Source organism: Amycolatopsis roodepoortensis (genome assembly GCF_014873915.1).
In the GTDB taxonomy this organism is placed as follows: Bacteria; Actinomycetota; Actinomycetes; order Mycobacteriales; family Pseudonocardiaceae; genus Amycolatopsis; species Amycolatopsis roodepoortensis.
In genome coordinates, this window is sequence record NZ_JADBEJ010000004.1 from 1,767,547 (window position 1) to 1,785,839 (window position 18,293).

General features: G+C 69.1%; 15 protein-coding genes and 1 pseudogene. 9 read left to right on the plus strand and 7 right to left on the minus strand.

Annotation, left to right across the window (positions count from 1 at the left end):
* The first annotated feature begins 461 nt into the window (after positions 1-461).
* The 6 genes and pseudogenes from H4W30_RS19085 (at position 462) to nicT (ending at position 8,574) form a co-directional block, all read left to right on the plus strand.
* The gene (locus H4W30_RS19085) at positions 462-2,276 is read left to right on the plus strand and encodes a glycoside hydrolase family 3 protein (protein ID WP_318780619.1); all 1,815 of its coding nucleotides are present in this window, start codon (positions 462-464) and stop codon (positions 2,274-2,276) included.
* Positions 2,273-3,541 carry an exo-beta-N-acetylmuramidase NamZ family protein gene (locus tag H4W30_RS19090; protein WP_192743998.1) on the plus strand — a complete coding sequence of 423 codons (1,269 nt, stop codon included), beginning with the start codon at positions 2,273-2,275 and terminating at the stop codon, positions 3,539-3,541. Before H4W30_RS19085 ends, H4W30_RS19090 begins: the two co-directional genes overlap by 4 nt.
* Before the next feature lie 11 nt (positions 3,542-3,552).
* The gene (locus H4W30_RS19095) at positions 3,553-5,328 is read left to right on the plus strand and encodes a serine hydrolase (protein WP_192743999.1); all 1,776 of its coding nucleotides are present in this window, start codon (positions 3,553-3,555) and stop codon (positions 5,326-5,328) included.
* A 210-nt stretch (positions 5,329-5,538) separates the two neighbouring features.
* The gene (locus H4W30_RS19100; RefSeq protein ID WP_225949385.1) at positions 5,539-6,537 is read left to right on the plus strand and encodes a MurR/RpiR family transcriptional regulator; all 999 of its coding nucleotides are present in this window, start codon (positions 5,539-5,541) and stop codon (positions 6,535-6,537) included.
* 17 nt (positions 6,538-6,554) lie between these two features.
* Positions 6,555-7,484 carry an N-acetylmuramic acid 6-phosphate etherase gene (locus tag H4W30_RS19105; RefSeq protein ID WP_192744000.1) on the plus strand — a complete coding sequence of 310 codons (930 nt, stop codon included), beginning with the start codon at positions 6,555-6,557 and terminating at the stop codon, positions 7,482-7,484.
* Positions 7,485-7,540: 56 nt separating this feature from the next.
* Positions 7,541-8,574 (plus strand): annotated as a pseudogene (gene nicT, locus H4W30_RS19110) (Nickel transporter NicT).
* A 94-nt stretch (positions 8,575-8,668) separates the two neighbouring features.
* Here the strand turns inward: nicT and H4W30_RS19115 are convergent.
* Complete coding sequence (locus H4W30_RS19115; protein ID WP_192744001.1) at positions 8,669-9,838, minus strand: MFS transporter; 1,170 nt, start codon at positions 9,836-9,838, stop codon at positions 8,669-8,671.
* A gap of 52 nt (positions 9,839-9,890) precedes the next feature.
* Here H4W30_RS19115 and H4W30_RS19120 point away from each other — a divergent pair, with 52 nt between their 5' ends.
* Positions 9,891-10,196: an ArsR/SmtB family transcription factor gene (locus H4W30_RS19120; RefSeq protein ID WP_192744002.1), complete on the plus strand. Its 306-nt coding sequence runs from the start codon at positions 9,891-9,893 to the stop codon at positions 10,194-10,196.
* On the opposite strand, the gene H4W30_RS19125 is transcribed toward H4W30_RS19120, so the two are convergent.
* Positions 10,173-11,030, minus strand: a complete 858-nt coding sequence (locus tag H4W30_RS19125) for an extracellular catalytic domain type 1 short-chain-length polyhydroxyalkanoate depolymerase (protein WP_192744003.1) — start codon at positions 11,028-11,030, stop codon at positions 10,173-10,175. The genes H4W30_RS19120 and H4W30_RS19125 overlap by 24 nt on opposite strands.
* 115 nt (positions 11,031-11,145) lie before the next feature.
* Here H4W30_RS19125 and H4W30_RS19130 point away from each other — a divergent pair, with 115 nt between their 5' ends.
* Positions 11,146-12,417, plus strand: coding sequence for a tannase/feruloyl esterase family alpha/beta hydrolase (locus H4W30_RS19130; protein ID WP_192744004.1), 1,272 nt, complete (start codon positions 11,146-11,148; stop codon positions 12,415-12,417).
* A 4-nt stretch (positions 12,418-12,421) separates the two neighbouring features.
* Positions 12,422-13,006, plus strand: coding sequence for a nitroreductase family protein (locus H4W30_RS19135; protein ID WP_192744005.1), 585 nt, complete (start codon positions 12,422-12,424; stop codon positions 13,004-13,006).
* Here H4W30_RS19135 and H4W30_RS19140 read toward each other — a convergent pair.
* The 5 genes from H4W30_RS19140 to H4W30_RS19160 form a co-directional block, all read right to left on the minus strand.
* Complete coding sequence (locus tag H4W30_RS19140) at positions 12,984-14,819, minus strand: helix-turn-helix domain-containing protein (protein ID WP_192744006.1); 1,836 nt, start codon at positions 14,817-14,819, stop codon at positions 12,984-12,986. The genes H4W30_RS19135 and H4W30_RS19140 overlap by 23 nt on opposite strands.
* Positions 14,816-16,132: an MFS transporter gene (locus tag H4W30_RS19145; RefSeq protein ID WP_192744007.1), complete on the minus strand. Its 1,317-nt coding sequence runs from the start codon at positions 16,130-16,132 to the stop codon at positions 14,816-14,818. Before H4W30_RS19145 ends, H4W30_RS19140 begins: the two co-directional genes overlap by 4 nt.
* A 23-nt stretch (positions 16,133-16,155) precedes the next feature.
* Positions 16,156-16,914, minus strand: coding sequence for a 3-hydroxybutyrate dehydrogenase (locus H4W30_RS19150; RefSeq protein WP_192744008.1), 759 nt, complete (start codon positions 16,912-16,914; stop codon positions 16,156-16,158).
* An 88-nt stretch (positions 16,915-17,002) separates the two neighbouring features.
* Positions 17,003-17,734: a Fic family protein gene (locus H4W30_RS19155; RefSeq protein ID WP_192744009.1), complete on the minus strand. Its 732-nt coding sequence runs from the start codon at positions 17,732-17,734 to the stop codon at positions 17,003-17,005.
* Positions 17,731-18,228 (minus strand): phosphoribosyltransferase, encoded by a 498-nt coding sequence (locus H4W30_RS19160; RefSeq protein ID WP_126730058.1) that lies wholly within the window; start codon positions 18,226-18,228, stop codon positions 17,731-17,733. The genes H4W30_RS19155 and H4W30_RS19160 overlap by 4 nt, the downstream gene beginning before the upstream one ends.
* Positions 18,229-18,293: the final 65 nt, after the last annotated feature.

An 18,293-nucleotide genomic window follows, 5' to 3' on the forward strand; every position in this document is an offset into this window, starting at 1 on the left:
GCACTTGAAGTGACCCGGCTCACGGCGTAGAAAGTAGGTGCGGACGTTCGGTCGGCCAGGGAACAGGTAGAAGAGAAGCCTGTTCCACCCCGGCGAATCTCCGTGTGCGGACACCGGGTACCCACGCGCAGCGCGCCGCGGGAGGCTCGTCGTCTAGGGACTGCGTACCGGGACGCCGGACGCCGAGTCCATGAAGGTACGACCAGAGTTGCACGCTTGGTCGCCCGAGTGGTCCGCACCGACTGGCGGCGCCCGCCGGCTTCTTGCCGACGGGCGCCGCCAGTGTTTTGCCCCCGATTTCAAGCGTGACAGGCCCCTTCGCGTCCCTTTGTGTATGAACGGACCGTTCGTGCGGGTGGCCGATGGACAAGCAAAGTGCTCGTGGGTAGCTTCCGGATATCAGTGCTTCCAGGTGGACTTCTTTCCATCTGAGAGTCAGGCACGAATCTGGGAGGCTTGAGGTGACGACCCGAACCGCGCACGCCCGTCATCGGAGGATCCATGCGCTCGCCCTGCCCCTCGCGGGCCTGCTCACCCTGGGTGCTGGAGCCTCGGTGGCGGTTCCGGCGACCGCGCAGCCGGTGACGGCGGACGTCGAGGCGCAGCGGACGCTGCGCGGGCTGACCCTGGAGCAGAAGGTCGGGCAGCTGTTCGTCACGTGGGTGAACGGGAAGTCCGCCGACGAGGTCAACGCCAAGAACAAGGCCGACTTCGGCGTCGACACCCCCGCGCAGGTGGTCGAGAAGTACCACCTGGGCGGCGTCATCTACTTCAACAACGACAGCCGCGACAACTTCGACGACCCGGTGCAGGTCGCCAAGCTGTCCAACGGGCTCCAGCGGGCCGCGCTCCGCAGCGGCGCCCGCATCCCGTTGCAGATCGCGACCGACCAGGAAGGCGGCACGGTCACCCGGATGGGTGCCCCCGCCACCGAGCTGCCGAACGCCATGGCGATCTCGGCCGGCCGTGACACCAAGGCCGCGCAGGAGGCCGCCCGCATCCTCGGGCACGAACTGCGCGCCGTCGGTATCAACCAGGACTTCGCCCCCGACGCCGACGTGAACTCCAACCCGGCCAACCCGGTGATCGGCGTCCGGTCGTTCTCCGGCCGCCCGGAGCTGGCGAGCCAGTTCGTCGAGGCCCAGGTGAGGGGCTTCCAGAACTCCGGACGTCGCTCCGAGACGGTGTCCGCGGCCGCGAAGCATTTCCCCGGTCACGGCGACGCGGCCACCGACAGCCACCACGAGCTGCCCAGAATCGACCGCAGCGAGGCGAGCTGGCGCGCGACCGACGTGCCCCCGTTCAAAGCCGCCATCAAGGCGGGCATCGACTCGATCATGAGCGCGCACATCCAGTTCCCCAGCCTCGACCCGTCGGGGGAGCCGGCCACGCTGTCGAAGCCGATCCTCACCGGCAAGCTGCGCGAGGAGCTCGGGTACCGCGGCGTCGTCGTCACCGACTCGCTCTCGATGGACGCCGTGCGCGAGATGCACACCGACGCGGAGATCCCGGTGCTCGCGCTGAAGGCGGGCATCGACCAGCTGCTCATGCCGGTGAACCTCGAACTCGCGATCAACTCGGTGCTCGACGCCGTCCGCAAGGGTGAGCTGACCGAGCAGCGCATCGACGAGAGCGTCCTGCGGGTGCTCAAGCTCAAGCTGAACCGCGGCATTCTGACCTCGCCGTTCGTCGACCCGGCCAAGGTGATGACGAAGGTCGGCACCCCGGCCAACCTCGCGACCGCGCAGGGCATCGCCGACCGGTCGGTCACCGCCATCCGCAACGACGGCGGCGTCCTTCCGCTCAAGCAGCAGCCCGCGAAGACACTCGTGACCGGTTGGGGCGTGAGCACGACGGCGTCCCTGGCCGCGAAGCTCACCGCGCACGGCACGCAGGCGACCGCGTTGCAGACCGGGCAGACGCCGACCGACGCGCAGATCTCGCAGGCCGTCGCGGCGGCGAAGAACGTCGACCTCGTCGTCGTGCTGACCAACAACGTCGGCACGTATCCGTTGCAGGGCAAGCTGTTGCAGGCGCTGGCCGACACCGGGAAACCCGTCGTCGCGGTCGCCGCCCAGATCCCCTACGACGCTGGTTACGAGAACCCGATCAAGACGTGGCTCGCCACGTACGGCTACATCTCGCCTTCGCTCGAGGCGCTGGCGAAGGTGATCCTCGGGAAGGTGACACCGCAGGGCAAGCTGCCGGTGGACGTTCCCGCGGGCAAGGACGTCGGCACGGTGAAGTACCCCTTCGGCCACGGGCTGACCTGGTGAACCTCAACCGCCGCCACTTCCTCGCCACCGGCGCGCTCGCGGTGCCCGCGCTGACGGCCGGGTCCTCGGTCGCGGGGGCCCAGCCGGAAAGCGAGAGCAAAGGTCCCTCGCTCACCCGTACCGGAGCGGACGTGCTCGCCGCCCGGGGTTGGGCGCCGCTGTCCGGCCGCAAGCTCGGCGTGCTGTCGAATCCGACAGGTGTGCTGGCGAGCGGCGACCACATCGTCGACTCGATGGTCGCCGCCGGCGTCCGGCCGCTCGCCGCGTTCGGGCCGGAGCACGGTTTCCGCGGCAGCGCGCAAGCGGGCGGCTCCGAGGGCGACTACACCGATCCTCGCACCGGCGTGCCCGTCTACGACGCGTACGGCGCCGACGCGACGAAGCTCGCCGGGATGTTCACAAAGGCCGGCGTCGACACCGTCGTCTTCGACATCGCCGACGTCGGCGCGCGGTTCTACACCTACATCTGGTCGCTGTACACGGCGATGGTCGCGGCGGCGAAGGTCGGCGCGGCGGTCGTCGTGCTGGACCGGCCGAACCCGTTGGGCGGCAAGGCCGCCGGGCCGATGCTGAACCCGGCGTTCGCCTCGGGGGTCGGCCGGAAGCCGATCGTGCAGCAGCACGGCATGACCGTCGGCGAGCTCGCGCGGTTCTTCGCCGCCGAGTTCCTGCCCGCCGAGGGCGTCACGCCGGGCAGGCTCGAAATAGTCGAAGTGCGGGACTGGCGACGTGACCAGCTCTTCGAGCGCACCGGGCTGACGTGGGTCCCGCCGAGCCCGAACATGCCGACGCCGGAGACCGCGCTCGTCTATCCCGGCACCGGGATGTTCGAGGGCACCGTGTTCTCCGAAGGCCGGGGCACCACCCGGCCGTTCGAGATCATCGGCGCGCCGGGCCTCGACTGGCGCTGGCGCGAGAAGCTCGGCGAGCTGCGGCTGCCCGGGGTGAAGTTCCGCGAAGCGTACTTCGTGCCGACGTTCGGCAAGTTCGTGAACGAGCCCTGCGGTGGCGTACAGGTGACTGTCACGGACCCGCGGGCGTTCGACGCCATCCGCACCGCGGTCACCATGTTCGTCACCGCGAAACAGGTGCATCCGGACAAGTTCAAGTGGCGGCCCGACAACTTCCTCGACAAGCTGTCCGGCTCCGACAGGTTGCGCACGATGATCGACAAGGGCGCCGCAGTGGACGAGATCGTCGGGTCCTGGCAGGCCGAACTGGCCGAATTCGACCGGAAACGCCGTCGCCATCTCATCTACCGCTGAGAGGAACGACCTTGCGTGTTAGGAAGATCCTGATCGCGGCCGTCTCCGTACTGGTCGCGGCGACCACGCTGTCGACGGCGGGAGCACAGGCGATTCCGGGGAGCGAACACCAGCGAGACCGCGCGGCGGGCCGGTTCGACAAGCCGCGCGAAGGCTTCGCGCCCGCGTCCACCGTCCTGCGAGACGGCGCGCCGTCCGACGTCGGTCTCGATCCGGCGCCGATCGAGGCGGCCGAGCGGTTCATCGAGAGCTGGACCAAGCCGGACGCCACCGGGCATCCGCATTTCTCCGGAGCGGTCGGTCTCCTCGCCCATGACGGCGTGGTCGTCGAGCGCCAGGCCGTCGGTGGCGCTGTCCGCTACGCCGACGCGAAGGGCACCGAACTGCCGCCCGAGCAGCAGGTGCCGATGCGCGCGGACACGATCTTCGACATGGCCTCGATCTCGAAGCTGTTCACCTCCGTCGCGGTGATGCAGCTGGCCGAGGCGGGCAAGCTGGACATCTCGGCGCCGGTGGTGCGGTATCTGCCGGAGTTCGGGGTGAACGGCAAGGAGGCCGTCACCGTCCAGCAGCTGCTCACGCACGTCTCGGGCTTCGCCGCGACACCGCTCCCGTCGCTGTGGGAGGGCTACCCGGACATCCCCTCGCGCCGGAAGGCCGTCCTCGACAGCCCCCTGAAGAACGCGCCGGGCAGCACGTACCTCTACTCCGACATCAACCTGCTGACGCTCGGTTTCCTGGTCGAGAAGGTGGCCGGGGCACCGCTGGACAAGGTGGTCCAGGACCGCATCTCCACCCCGCTGGGCCTGGTGGACACCGGGTACAACCCGCCCGCGTCGAAACTCGCCAGGGTCGCGGCGACCGAGTACGCCGCGAAGCCGCCGCGGGGGCTCGTACGCGGCGAGGTCCACGACGAGAACGCCTGGTCGCTTGGCGGCGTCGCCGGGCACGCGGGCGTGTTCTCCACGGCCGCCGACATGGCGGTGCTGGCGCAGACGATCCTCAACGGCGGCGCGTACCGAGGCCAGCGGATCCTGCGCGAAGAGACCGTGCGGGCGATGCTGACGAACTACAACCACAAGTTCCCCGACAACGCGCACGGCCTCGGCTTCGAGCTCGACCAGCCCTGGTACATGGGCGCGCTGTCGGCGCCCTCCACGGCCGGGCACACCGGGTTCACCGGGACCTCGCTGGTGATCGACCCGCCGTCGCGGTCGTTCGCGATCCTGCTCACCAACCGTGTGCATCCCACCCGGAACTGGGGCTCGATCAACATCGCCAGGGAGACGTGGGCGAGTTCGCTCGCGAAGGCGATGGCGGTCCGCCCAGCGCACGGCCGCGACGCATGGTTCAGCGGCGCCGGTGACGTCTCCACGGCCACGCTCACGACTCCGGTGCTCCAGACGCGTGGCGGGCCACTGAAGGTCTCCTTCGACACCTTCGTGGACACCGAAGGTCCGTCGGACTCGCTGTTCCTGGAAATAAGTACCGACGGTGGAGCCACCTGGAAAACGATTACTGTGCGTGCAAACGGACCAGGTGCTCCCGTCGGGGACCAAACCGGTCTCGGCGGGCACGGTCATCGAGCTTGGTGGCGGGCGGCGGCAGAGGTGTCGCAAAGCTCACAAATCACCCTCCGCTGGCGTTACACGACCGATGCCCGTTACACCGGCCGGGGAATTTCCTTGGACGGTGTGAAAGTCACTGAACGCGGCCGCACACTGCTGGACAGTGAGCATAATCCCCCTACTTTCGTCGCTACCGGGTGGAAGTTGAGCACTAGGTAACCGGCCAGCTCCGATCCGCTGACCGGACCACCCCGTTGACCGGGACACAGCCCCTTGCATCGCGACACTAAGTTGCCAAGTCGTTAGCTCGACCTCGTTAACGGCCTCGACCTGGTTAGCGACTTTCTGGTCAACGATTAATCGCAAATCGAATCCGCAGACACGGATAGGTTGCGATCTTCCCGAAGGGTGTGGGTAGCCTTGTCGCAGATGCCAACGGTTAGTAACTTTCCCACGGTGGGCGATACCGATTCCGTAATCGCGGCCGCACCGTCCGAGGCCGTGCCGGCGCAGCCGACACGGGACGCTGACGCGAGCCCGCTCGTCCGGATTCGCTCCCTCCTGCCCGGGCTCGCCCGGGCTGAGCAGCGTGTCGCGAAGGTCGTCCTCGACGACCCCGCGCAGGTCGCGCGGCGCAGCATCACCGAGGTCGCGCTCGCGGCGAACACCAGCGAAACCACCGTCACGCGGTTCTGCAAGGCGGTCGGCGTCGGCGGGTATCCGCAGCTCAGGATCGCCCTGGCGGCCGACACCGCCCGTTCCGAGGCGCGGTCGACCCGCAACCTCGGCGGCGAGATCGGGCCGGAGGACGACCTGGCCGCGGTCATCGGCAAGGTCAGCTTCGCGGACGCGCGTGCCGTGGAGGAGACCGCCGACCAGCTCGACGTACCGTCGCTACAGCGCGTGATCGACATCGTGGCCGGAGCGGGCCGCGTGGACGTCTACGGCGTGGGCGCGAGCGCGTTCGTCGCCGCGGACCTGCAGCAGAAGCTGCACCGCATCGGGCGGGTCAGCTTCGCTTGGTCGGACACGCACATCATGCTGACGTCGGCCGCCGTGCTGAGCCCCGGCGACGTCGCGATCGGCATCTCGCACACGGGCGCGACCACGGACACCGTCGAGGCGCTGCGCGTGGCGCGTGAGCACGGCGCGATCACCGTCGCCGTGACGAACTTCCCGCGTTCGCCGATCACCGAGGTCGCCGACCACGTACTGACCACGGCCGCGCGGGAGACGACGTTCCGCTCGGGAGCGACCGCCAGTCGCATCGCGCAGCTGACCGTCATCGACTGCCTGTTCATCGGTGTCGCGCAGCGGCACATGGACGCGTCGGTCAACGCTCTCGACGCGACCAGGGACGCGGTTGGCTCGCACCGTCTGGGCGTCCGGCCCGACGGCAGGCGGCGGCCGCGGGAAACCGGCAAATGAGCGAAAAAGTGAGGCGCATGATGACCGTCCCACGCCAGGTGGTGCACGTCGATTCGCCAACCGAACAGCGCAATCCACGGACGACCGACATCGACCTGATGTCGACCATGGGCATCCTCGGCGCGATCAACGCCGAGGACCGCCGGGTCCCCGAAGCCGTCGCCGCGGTGCTGCCGCAGGTGGCGCGGGCGGTCGACTTCGCCGTGGAAGCGCTGCGGTCGGGGCACCGCGTGCACTACTTCGGGGCCGGCACGTCCGGCAGGCTGGCGACGTTGGACGCGGCGGAGCTCGTGCCGACGTTCAACGTGCCCGCCGATTGGTTCATCGCGCATCACGCGGGCGGCGCACGCGCGCTGCGCCAAGCCGTCGAAGACGCCGAGGACGACGCGAAGGCCGGAGCCGCCGAGGTGGCCGAGTCCGTCGCGCCCGGCGACTTCGTGCTCGGGCTGACGGCTTCCGGCCGGACGCCCTACGTCCTCGGCGCGCTGGCCGCGGCCAGTCGTCTCGGTGCCCGTACCGCCCTGGTGTCGGGCAATCCGGCGACGGTGACGCCGCCGGGTGTCGACGTCCTCATCGCGGTGGACACCGGCCCCGAGGCGATCGCCGGATCGACGCGGATGAAGGCGGGCACGGCGCAGAAGATCATCCTCACCGCGTTCTCGACGGCGACGATGATCAAGCTCGGCCGCACGTATTCGAACCTGATGGTCAGCATGCGGGCGACGAACGCCAAGCTGCGCGGACGGACCATCCGGATCCTGCGCGAGGCCACCGGCATGAGCATGGCGGACTGCTCCGACGCGCTCACCGAGGCCGACGGCGACCTCAAGGTCGCGCTGGTCCATCTGCTGTCCGGCGAGGACGTCGCGAGTGCGGCGAAGGCGCTGGCGGCCAACGATGGCCACGTACGCAAGGCTCTCGACTCCCTCCGGGTGCGCGCGAGCTGAACACCGGCGGGCAGACCCGTTCATCCCGACGCCTCGCGCTCACGCGACGCGAACGGGTGTCCGTCGCCGGGATGGCCGGGTTCATCCTGCTGCTCAACGTCATCGGCTGGGGGGTCCTGACGCTTTTCGTGGCGCCGCGCCAGTACGAGCTCGGCGCCACGGGCGTGTTCGGGGTCGGGCTCGGTGTCACGGCGTTCGTGCTCGGGATGCGGCACGCTTTCGACGCGGATCACATCGCCGCGATCGACAACACCACCCGCAAGCTCATGGCCGACGGGCAACGGCCGCTTTCGGTCGGATTCTGGTTCTCCCTCGGCCATTCGACGATCGTGTTCGCCCTGTGCCTGCTGTTGTCGCTCGGCGTGCGGGCGCTGGCCGGCGCCGTCGAGGACGACTCGTCGGCGCTGCACGAGGCGACCGGGTTGATCGGGACGTCGGTTTCCGCGCGGTGTTCCTGTACCTCATCGGGATCATGAACCTGGTGGTGCTGGTCGGCATCGTGAAGGTGTTCCGGCGGATGCGGCGGGGCGAGCTCGACGAAGCGGCGCTGGAGCGGCAGCTCGACAACCGCGGCTTCATGAACCGCTTGCTCCGAGGCGCCACCAAAGCGGTGCGCAAGCCTTGGCACATCTACCCGATCGGTGTGCTGTTCGGCCTCGGCTTCGACACCGCGACCGAGGTCAGCCTGCTGGTGCTCGCCGGCGGCGCGGCCGCGTTTTCGCTGCCTTGGTACGCGATCCTGGTGCTGCCGATCCTGTTCGCCGCGGGGATGACGCTGTTCGACACCGCCGACGGCTGCTTCATGAACTTCGCGTACGGCTGGGCCTTCGCGAAGCCGGTGCGGAAGATCTACTACAACCTCACGGTGACGGCGCTTTCCGTCGCGGTCGCCTTGCTCATCGGGACGATCGAGGTCATCTCGATCATCACCGAACGCTTCGGCATCACCACCGGGCCGCTCGCGGCGATCGGGTCGCTGAGCCTGGACTACGTGGGCTACGCGGTCGTCGCGCTCTTCGTGCTTACGTGGGTCTTCGCGCTCCTCGTGTGGCGCTTCGCGCGAATCGAGGAGCGCTGGTCCGTCGAATAGGCCCTCGACCTGCGAAAGAGAGCAAGGGACCTTTGCTACCACTTCTCTCGACGTTGAGACAAGTGGTAGCAAAGGTCCCTTGCTCCCACTTTGGTCAGGCGGGCTGGGCGACCTTCGCCCGCGAAGGCACCGAAAGCGCGAAGCCCAGCAGAGCAACGAAGGCGGCAACGGGGCCGACCCACCAAACCCCCGCCGAGGACAGGACGACGCCACCCAGCGCGGCCCCGAGGGCGCCACCGGCGTAGATCGCGGAACCGTTCAGCCCCAGGGCGACCGTCGGCGCGTCAGGCGCCAGCGAGAACAGCCGGTGTTGCTGCGGCACCATCAGCATTCCGCCGAACACACCCGATGCCAGCGCGAGGATCAGCGAGCCAGGCAGACTCAGTACGGCGACATCCAGCAGCGCCAGCGTCACGACCGTCCCGATGAGCGAGATCGACCGGACGCGCGAAGACCCCAGTGAGTCCGTGGCCCGGCCCGCGAAGGCGTTGCCCGCGATCTGCCCGATCCCGAAGCCGACGAGCAGCCACGAGATCATCGCGCCCGCCGCCACCGGATCCACCAGCACCGGCAAGTACACGAAGGCCGCGAAGCCCGCGGCGGTACCGAGAACGCTCACACCGAGCACACGCGCGATAGGCGGCCGCACGACGACGGCGAGCCTGTCGCGCAACGACACCGTCGGCATCCGGACGCCGGGCAACAACGGCACGAGCAGCATCACGACCAGCGCCACCGCGCCGATCCCCCACATCACCGCGCGCCAGCCGAACCAGTTCCCGGCCAGCACCCCGATCGGCACGCCGAGCACCATCGACACGCTCATCCCGGCGGAGACCGTGGCCAGCGCGCGGCCGCGGCGCTCGTCCGACGCCAGCGCGCCGGCGAGGACATAAGCGTTGGACTGGAACGCGGCAGCACCGAGGGCGGCCAGCACGCGCGCGACGGCGACCACGGCGAAGCTCTCGCCGAGCGCCTGACCGGCCATGCCGATCGTGAACAGCACCATCCCCGCGCCGAGCACCCAGCGCCGGTCGAGCCGTCCGGTGAAGGCCGCGATGAGCGGCGAGGAAATCGCGTAGGTAACCGCGAAGACAGTGGTCAGCTGGCCCGCGACGGCTTCGGAAACGCGCAGGTCCGCGGCAATGGTGGGCAGCAGCCCGTTCAGGACGAATCCGTCGGTGCCGACGGTGAACGTCCCGACGGCGAGTACCAGCAGAGCCCCCAGCGCGAGCCGATCATTTGATGATCGTCGAATCGTCATGGCGGGTATAGTGGCGGGACTATTCGATGACTGTCAAATAGTTTGGAGTGCCGTGAGCAGCACGCTGCCGCAGCCGTCGATCGACGAGATCGAGATCGTGCCGGTGCTCCAGGCGCTCGCCGACCCCGTGCGCCTGGAGCTGATCCGCGCCCTGCGAAGCAATCCTTCGCCGCGAAGCTGCGCCATCTCCGAGTACGACGTCGAGATCAGCGCGCCGACGCTCTCCCATCACTGGAAGGTGTTGCGCGAGGCCGGCCTCACGACGACGTTCGTCGAGGGCCGGACCCGCTGGGTCGAGCTACGCACCGAGGACGTCCACGCGCGCTTCCCCGGGCTACTGGACGCCGTCCTCGCCTAGCCGCCACTTCGCCGCGAGCTCGCCCGCGGCGCACACGCCGACATCGAGCAGATACGGCCCCGCCTGCCCACATCCGGCTCCCGGCGCGATCGGCTGCCCATGCCCCATCCCGGCGACGGCGTGCGTGTCGACGGCCGCGCCGACATCGGTCCACTGTTCGGCAAGCTCGCGCATGTTCATCGAAGCGACCGTGTAATCCGATGTCCCGTGCCACGCACTGACCGGCGAACGCGGTCCGGCGCCCGCGGCGCGCACCTTGTCACCCCACTGCTTCGGAGTCAGGTCCTTGCCGGGGTTCATGCAGGAGTACGCGTCGATCATCGAGGCCGCGCAACCGTAAGGCAGCCCCGCGACGACACCGCCACCCGAGAACAGCTCCGGATACGCCGCCAGCATCACCGAAGTCATCGCGCCGCCCGCCGACAGGCCGGTCACGTACGTCCGACTCCCGGCCGAGAACCGCGCCATCTGAGCGATCGACTCGGCCTCACCGGCTCCTCGTTTGATGTCGCCCGCCTGGAACCAGTTGAAGCATTTATTGAAATTGTTCGCCGAAACCTGTTGCGGCAGAACGAGTTTGAATCGCAGCCGGTCCGCGAGCCCGACCCAGCCGGAGCCACGCGCGTATCCGGCCGCGTCCTGGGTGCAGCCGTGCAGCACGACCACCGCCGGACGCCCGGACGGCAAGCCGTCGGGAACGTATTCGAACATCTGCAACGCACCGGGATTGCTCCCGAACCCGGTCACCGGGCGGATCGCCGCCGCCTGTGCCGGAGTCGCCGAAAGAAGGACCAATGCCGAAACCACCGCGCCGATGAGGAGTTTTCGCATCATTTCAGGCTAAAACCGCCGACCCCCGCTTCCCACGTGGAAGACCACCACAGCGGCGGCCCGTTTTGTGTGGTCACACCGGATACCGGCACGCGAAGACGCCGCTTATCGTCGCCCGATGCGGCTCTTACTGGTCCTCGCGATGATGCTGGCCCTGGCTGTGCCCGCCCAGGCGGCGGGCGGCTGCGCGAACGTACGCGTTCCCGGCGCCGCGAAACAACAACTGTCCTGTTTGGACGATTTGACGACCACCGGCACCCTGGTCACCGGGCACACCGTCCAGGCGGACTGGGCCGGGCTCACCTCGGCGGGATTCTCCGCGCCCAAGGGTGTTCCCGGCATCCAGATCGACGGCTACTTCCCGGATTCGTCGACGGCCAACACGACGCACGGCTGGAACCACGACGCGCAGTTCGTGCTGCGGCTGCCCGATCGCTGGAACGGCGGCCTGGTGGTCGCGGGATCGCCCGGCGTGCGGCGGCAGTACGCGAACGATCGCGCCATCGGTGACCAGGTCCTCGCCGCCGGCTACGCGTTCGCCGCCACCGACAAGGGCAACACCGGTGCGGACTTCCACACCGACGGACGCCGCCCCGGTGACGCGCTCGCCGAATGGAACTCACGGGTCACCCAGTTGACGATCGCCGCGAAGGCAGCTGTCGCGCACCGTTACGGGCGCCTGCCGAGCCGCACTCTCGCGGCCGGGATGTCGAACGGCGGCTACCTCGTCCGCTGGCAGCTCGAAAACCGGCCTTGGCTCTACGACGGCGGAATCGATTGGGAGGGCACGCTTTGGCACGAAGACGGCCCGAACCTGTTCACCTTCCTGCCGCCCGCGATCAAGGCCTATCCCGCGTACGCCGCCGGTTCCGCGAAAGCCCATCGAGAGATTCTCGACGCCGGTTTCGCGCCGGGCTCGGAATTCCTCTGGCCGTACCACAACGACGTCTATTGGGGCCTGACCCAGCGCATCTACCAGGCCGAATTCGATCCGTCGTTCGCCGGAACCGACTACGACTACGCCACTCGCCCGCCGTCGGTGCACCGCGCGGTGGAACGGATCTCGCTGACCGGCCGGATCGGCAAACCGCTGATCACCCTGCACGGCACCCTCGACACGCTACTGCCGATCACCCGTGATTCCGACGTCTACCAGGGGATGATCGCCGACCAGGGCCGCGCCGGACTGCAGCGTTACTACCGGATCGTCGACGGCAACCACGTCGACGGACTGTACGACGCGTACCCGGACAAGCTGCGGCCCATCGGCCCGTGTTTCCGCACGGCGTTCACCGCGCTCGAAGGCTGGCTCGACGGCGTCCGCCCACCCGCTTCGGCGACGATCCCGCGCGCGAGCGGTGACCTGGCGACCTCTTGCGCACTAAGCTGATCGTATGGAATTCCAGGACGTCGTACGACGCCGTCGCATGGTCCGGAAGTTCACCGACGAGCCCGTCGCCGAGGCGAGCCTGCAGCGCATTCTGCGCAACGCGCTGAAGGGTCCTTCGGCCGGTTTCTCACAGGGACAAGGATTTCTCGTCCTCACCGGCGAGGAACTCGCGAAATTCTGGGAGTTCGGGGCGAGCTGGGCGCCGGAAACCGTGACCACGGCGCCGGTCGCGATCGTGCCGCTCTCGGTCAAGAACGCGTACCTCGACCGCTATGCCAAGCCGGACAAGGGTGTCGCCGACCGCGACGAATCGTGGTGGCGCGTGCCGTACTGGGACGTCGACACCGGGATGGCGACGTTGCTGATCCTCCAGACGGCCGTCGACGAAGGTCTCGGCGCGGTGTTCTTCGGGCTGGCGCCGGAAAGCGTGGAGCGGCTCCACAGCGAGTTCGGCGTACCGGAGGATCACGACCCGATCGGTGTCGTGGCGCTCGGGCACGGTGCGGAATCCGGTCCGTCGCCCGGCTCCTCGGCGACCAAGATCCCTCGCCGTGACTTCGACGACGTCATCCGTTTCGGTCATTGGTGAGGCGGTGCAGCCTGAGCGCGAGCTGGAGTTCCAGTGCGCGCTCGGGCGCCTGCCACTGCTCGCCCAGCAGTGACGCGATGCGGTCCAGCCGCTGCACGACCGTGTTGACGTGCACGTGGAGGAGATCCTTCGCGCGCGTCAAGTTACCGCCACAGGCGAAATACGCGCGGAGGGTACCGATCAGATCGGTGCCGCGGCGTTCGTCGTAGTCGAGCACCGGGCCGATCGTGGCGGTCACGTACGCGCCCAGGTCGGCGTGCTCGCCGAGCAGCAGCCCGACGAACCCGAGGTCGGCCATGCTCGCGCCTTCCCCCGCGCGGCCCAGCGCCAGCAACGACGCGACGCATCGCGCGGCTTCGGCGTGCGCCACGGCCAGTTCCCTCGGTGACGCCGCCGGACCCGCCGCCCCCACCGTCACCGGACAGTCCATTGTGGACGCAAGTTCCGCGGCCACGGATCGCGCCAACGCGCCCGGATCCGCGCCACGAACCAGAAGGACCACCTCGTCGGCGTGCACCCCGACCAGGTCCGCGTGCCGCGAAGCCGCCGCGGCCAGCCGCCGCCGGGAGACGTCGTCGGCGTGCGCGACCAGCACCGCGTGCGATGTCGACAAATCGACCCCTAGGCGTCGACCGCGAGCCAGCAGCGCGGCGGGATTGCGGCCCGGCGCGGTGAGCAGGTCCGACAGCAGCTCCCCGCGCACCTCGTCCTCGGCCCGCGCGACGGAACGCCGCTGCATCAACAACACGGCGGTGACCACGCCCGCCCGCTCGAACAGCCGCCGGTCTGCCTCACCGAGCGACGGCCCGCCGCCGAGCACGAGGCTGCCGAGGAATTCCTGACCTGCCTGGACCGCGCAAAGCCAACCGTCCTCAGTGGACACCGCGCGCCCGCTCGTCCTGGACGCCGAAACCGCCGCACGCGAAAGCTCCAGCTCGCCATCGGTCCGGGCGAGGGCGACGCCGTCGGCGTCATAGACGGCGATCGCGCCGCCGAGCACGTCCGCGACCGCGGCGGCGACCTCGGCCAGATCACCGCCGCGCAGCACGAGATCCATCAGCCGGTCGTGCGCGTCCTCGGCGCGGCGCATCGCGTCGTTGTGCCCGCTGATCGTCGCGTTGGCGGCGTTCAGTTCGGCGACCGCGCGGCGCGTCTCGTCGAGCAGATGCGCGTTGTCCAGCGCGATCGCCGCGTGGTCGGCCAGCGACGACAGCAGCGCGACCTCGTCGGGCGAGAACTCGCGGGTGCTCCGGTCGGAGGCGAACAGCACCCCGATGACCTTGCTGCCGATCGCCAGCGGCACCCCGAGGATCGCGGTCAGCCCCTCGTCGAGCACCCCGGTGTCGATCGAGGTGGTGTGGCGGAACCGCTTGTCGTTGAAGTAGTCCGCCGTCGCGTACGGCCGCGCGGTCTGCGCGACCAGCCCGCCGAGCCCCTCGCCCATGCCCAGCACGATGTCCTGGAACAGGGCGGAAACCGAGCCGTCGGTCACGCGGACGTACGTCTTGCCCTCGGTTTCGTCGTTGAGGCTGAGATACGAGACGTCCACGCCGAGCAGCGCCCGCGCCCGCCGCACGATCGACCGCAGGACGGCGTCCGGGTCGTCCAGCCGGGCGAGGTCGCTAGCCGTGTCGAACAGCGCGGTCAGCTCCGCCTCGCGCCGCCGGTGCTCGGCGACGGTGTCCCGGATCCGCAGCGCCAGCTCGGTGGCCTTCGGGTCGACGGGGACGTGCGCCAGCTGCTCGCTGCCCGCCCCGGAGGCGAGCAGTTCGAGCAGCCGGCGCAACTGTGCGGAACTGTCCACAAGGGTCATGCTGACACGCGACCGCGCTCCGTGAGAACTTCGGAGTGCAGGGACTCGCCCTTGGTCTCGCGGGCGGCGAGCAGGGCGATCACGGTCAGCACGCACATGGCGACCACGTAGAGCGAGACCGGGATCGTGCTGCCGAACTCCTTGAACAACGCGACCGCGATGAGCGGCGCCACCGCCCCGGCGGCGATCGACGACAGCTGACCGCCGACCGAAAGACCGGTGTAGCGCACCCGCGTCGGGAACTGCTCGGAGAAGAACGCGGCCTGCGGGCCGTACATCGCGCCGTGCAGCACCAGCCCGACGGTCGCCGCGAGAATGATGACGCCCGTGTTCTTCGTGTCGAGCATGGTGAAGAACGCGAAACTCCACGCCGCCATGCCGATCGCGCCGAACAGGTACACCGGCCGTCGGCCGATCCGGTCGGAAAGCATGCCCCACAGGGGAATGGTCAGGAAGTGCACGGCCGAACCGATGAGCACCGCGTTGAGTCCCGCCGATTTCGGCAGGCCCAGCCCGGTGGTGACGTAGACGAGGATGAACGCGGTGATCACGTAGTACGAGACGTTCTCCGCCATCCGCGAACCGATCGTGATCAGCACCGCGCGCCAGCTCTTGCGGAACACCTCGACGACCGGCGCGTGCGTGGTCGCGTTGTTCTTCTGCGCCGCGAGGAACACCGGCGACTCACTGACCGCGAGCCGGATCCACAGCCCGATCACCACGAGGACACCGGAAAGCAGGAACGGGATCCGCCAGCCCCAGCTGAGGAACGCCTCGTCGGACTGCGTCGCGGCGAGGATCGCCAAGACCGCCGTCGCGAGCAGGTTCCCGCCGGGAGCACCGCATTGCGGCCAGGACGCCCAGAATCCGCGCCGCTTGTCGTCGCCGTGCTCGGAGACGATCAGCACCGCGCCGCCCCATTCGCCGCCGAGCGCGAAGCCTTGCACGAGACGCAAAAGCGTCAGCAGGATCGGCGCCATGACCCCGACCGTGGCGTACGTCGGGAGGATGCCCATCGCGCAGGTCGAACCGCCCATCAGCAACAGGCTCAGCACCAGCAGCTTCTTGCGGCCGACGCGGTCGCCGAAGTGGCCGAACACCAGGCCGCCGATCGGGCGGGCGAGGAAACCGACGGCGTAGGTCAGGAACGCGAGCAGCGTGCCGGTCAGCGGATCGTTGGAGGGGAAGAACAACTTGCCGAACACGAGCGCCGCGGCGGAGGTGTAGAGGAAGAAGTCGTACCACTCGATCGTCGTTCCGATCAGGCTGGCGCTGACGACCTTCGCGATCGAGCCACGGTTCTGGGTGGTCACCGGGGACGTCCTTTCTTGAGGGTTCACGCGGCGGTCCAGCCGCCGTCGAGGGGGATCGAGGTACCGGTGACATGGGCGGCGTGCTCGCCGGACAGCCAGAGCACGCACGCGGCGACGTCGGCGGGTTCGATGAGCCGCTTGATCGCGGAACGGCGCAGGAGGACCTGTTCGATCACCGCGTCGCGTTCGAGGCCGTGTTCCTCGGCTTGCGCCTGGAGCTGGCCGGTGACCAGCGGCGTGCGAACATAGCCGGGGTTGACGCAGTTGCTGGTCACGCCGTGTTCCGCGCCTTCGAGCGCGGCGACCTTGGAGAGGCCTTCGAGCGCGTGCTTCGCGGTGACGTACGCGGATTTGAACGGGCTCGCGCGGAGGCCGTGGACGCTGGACATGTTGACCACGCGCCCCCAGCCGCGGTCGTACATATGAGGTAGCGCGCGGCGGATCAGCAGGAACGGCGCGGTGACCATGAGCGCCTGGATGCGGGTGAACGTCTCCGGCGGGAACTCGTGGATCGGGGCGATGTGCTGGAAACCGGCGTTGTTGACGAGGATGTCGATCTCGGCGGGCAGGGTCTCGACGGCCTGGGCGTCGGTGAGGTCGACGACGTGCGCGATGCCGTTGACGTCGGCCGCCGCCTTCTCGACGGCGGCGTCGATGTCGGCGAGGTGGACCTTGGCCCCCGCCTCGGCGAGCGCTTCGGCGCAGGCCAGGCCGATCCCGCTCGCCGCGCCCGTGACCAGCGCGGACTTACCGGCCAGATCGCTGTGATACGCACCACTCATGCCGGACGACGTTAGGTCGCCCGGCCCGCTTAGGCCATGTGGTCACGCACTACACCTGGGCAAGATCCCGTGTGGGATCTCACCAGGGTCAGCCGGCGGCGTCGGAGATGGACTTCGCCTCGCGAGCGCCCGCCTCGAACGCTTCACACGAAAAGAGCAACCAATTCCGGACGCCCTCCGGGGTCCCGGAGCTGAAGGCCGAAGCGGCTTCGAGGTACTTCGGCACCCGCCGGAAGTACGCGACCTCCGGCACCGTCAGTGCCTTCGGGTCCAGCCCGGTCGCCACCGCCGAAAGCCGCGCCGCCGCCCGCGCGACGACGCCGTCCGCCGAGCCGAAAGGCTTGAGCGCCAACAGTTCCCCGTGCACGACGGCGGTCAGCACCGGCCCCGGCACCGACGTCGCGCCGGTGACCAGCTGCGCCAGCATCTCCAGCCGCGGCCCGACGTCACCGGACGACCGCGGCCGTCCCAGCGCGTCCGAGTCCGTCACCAGATCCGACGCGGCCAGAACGTGCAAACGCGCCAACGCCTGCAACGGCGCGCGTCGCCACGTCGGGAGCAGGCCCTCCAGCGCTTCCGCGACCCGCAGCGCGCCCGCCAAGACCGGATCGGTCACTTCACCGGATTCGGGCAGTTCGGGCGCGGCGCCTTCGATCCCGGCCGACGCCCGCGCCGACCGCACGGAGGCTTCGGCGGCCGTCGCCGCGCCGCCGCGCAGGTTGGCGGGCAGCCGGTGGACGGCGAACACCGCGTCCTGCGCCGATTTCGCGGCCGCGGCGACCCCTTCGAGGTCCAGCAGCGGCTTCAGCGGATCCGTCACGCGTCCAGCACCTGGCCCGCGCGCCGCACCACGGGCGCCTGCACCGACCACGGGAAGTTGATCCAGCGGTCCGTGTGCTTCCAGACGTACTCGCATTTGACCTCGGAGCGCGGCTTCTCGTAGACGACCGCGCAGCGCACCTCGGCGACGTGGTCGGCGCAGAAGTCGCGCACCAGCTTCAACGTCGCGCCGGTGTCCGCGACGTCGTCGGCGACGAGCACCTTCTTCTTCGTCAGGTCGACCACGTTCGGCACCGGCGGCAGCATCACCGGCAGGTCGAGCCGCTGGTCGACGCCGGTGTAGAACTCGACGTTCATCACGTGCAGGTTCTTGACGTCCAGCGCGTAGCCGAGCGCTCCGGCGACGAACAGCCCGCCGCGCGCGATCGACAGGATCAGGTCCGGCTCGAAGCCGTCGTCGGCGACGGCCTGCGCGAGCTCCCTGCTGGCCGTCCCGAACAACTCCCAAGTGAGCTCTTCCCGCTCTTCGGCCATGCCGCCTCGCCTTCGTCGATCGTTCCCGCGAGCATAGGCAACGCGGTAGTGGCCTTCTCGAATGC

What these genes read in the sequence shown, in the direction of transcription:
- H4W30_RS19100 (WP_225949385.1), top strand. Translation starts at nt 5,539, where the DNA reads ATGCCAACGGTTAGTAACTTTCCCACGGTGGGCGATACCGATTCCGTA.
- H4W30_RS19130 (WP_192744004.1), top strand. Translation starts at nt 11,146, where the DNA reads ATGCGGCTCTTACTGGTCCTCGCGATGATGCTGGCCCTGGCTGTGCCC.
- H4W30_RS19160 (WP_126730058.1), bottom strand. Translation starts at nt 18,228, where the DNA reads ATGGCCGAAGAGCGGGAAGAGCTCACTTGGGAGTTGTTCGGGACGGCC.
- H4W30_RS19115 (WP_192744001.1), bottom strand. Translation starts at nt 9,838, where the DNA reads ATGACGATTCGACGATCATCAAATGATCGGCTCGCGCTGGGGGCTCTG.
- H4W30_RS19135 (WP_192744005.1), top strand. Translation starts at nt 12,422, where the DNA reads ATGGAATTCCAGGACGTCGTACGACGCCGTCGCATGGTCCGGAAGTTC.
- H4W30_RS19125 (WP_192744003.1), bottom strand. Translation starts at nt 11,030, where the DNA reads ATGATGCGAAAACTCCTCATCGGCGCGGTGGTTTCGGCATTGGTCCTT.
- H4W30_RS19150 (WP_192744008.1), bottom strand. Translation starts at nt 16,914, where the DNA reads ATGAGTGGTGCGTATCACAGCGATCTGGCCGGTAAGTCCGCGCTGGTC.
- H4W30_RS19105 (WP_192744000.1), top strand. Translation starts at nt 6,555, where the DNA reads ATGATGACCGTCCCACGCCAGGTGGTGCACGTCGATTCGCCAACCGAA.
- H4W30_RS19140 (WP_192744006.1), bottom strand. Translation starts at nt 14,819, where the DNA reads ATGACCCTTGTGGACAGTTCCGCACAGTTGCGCCGGCTGCTCGAACTG.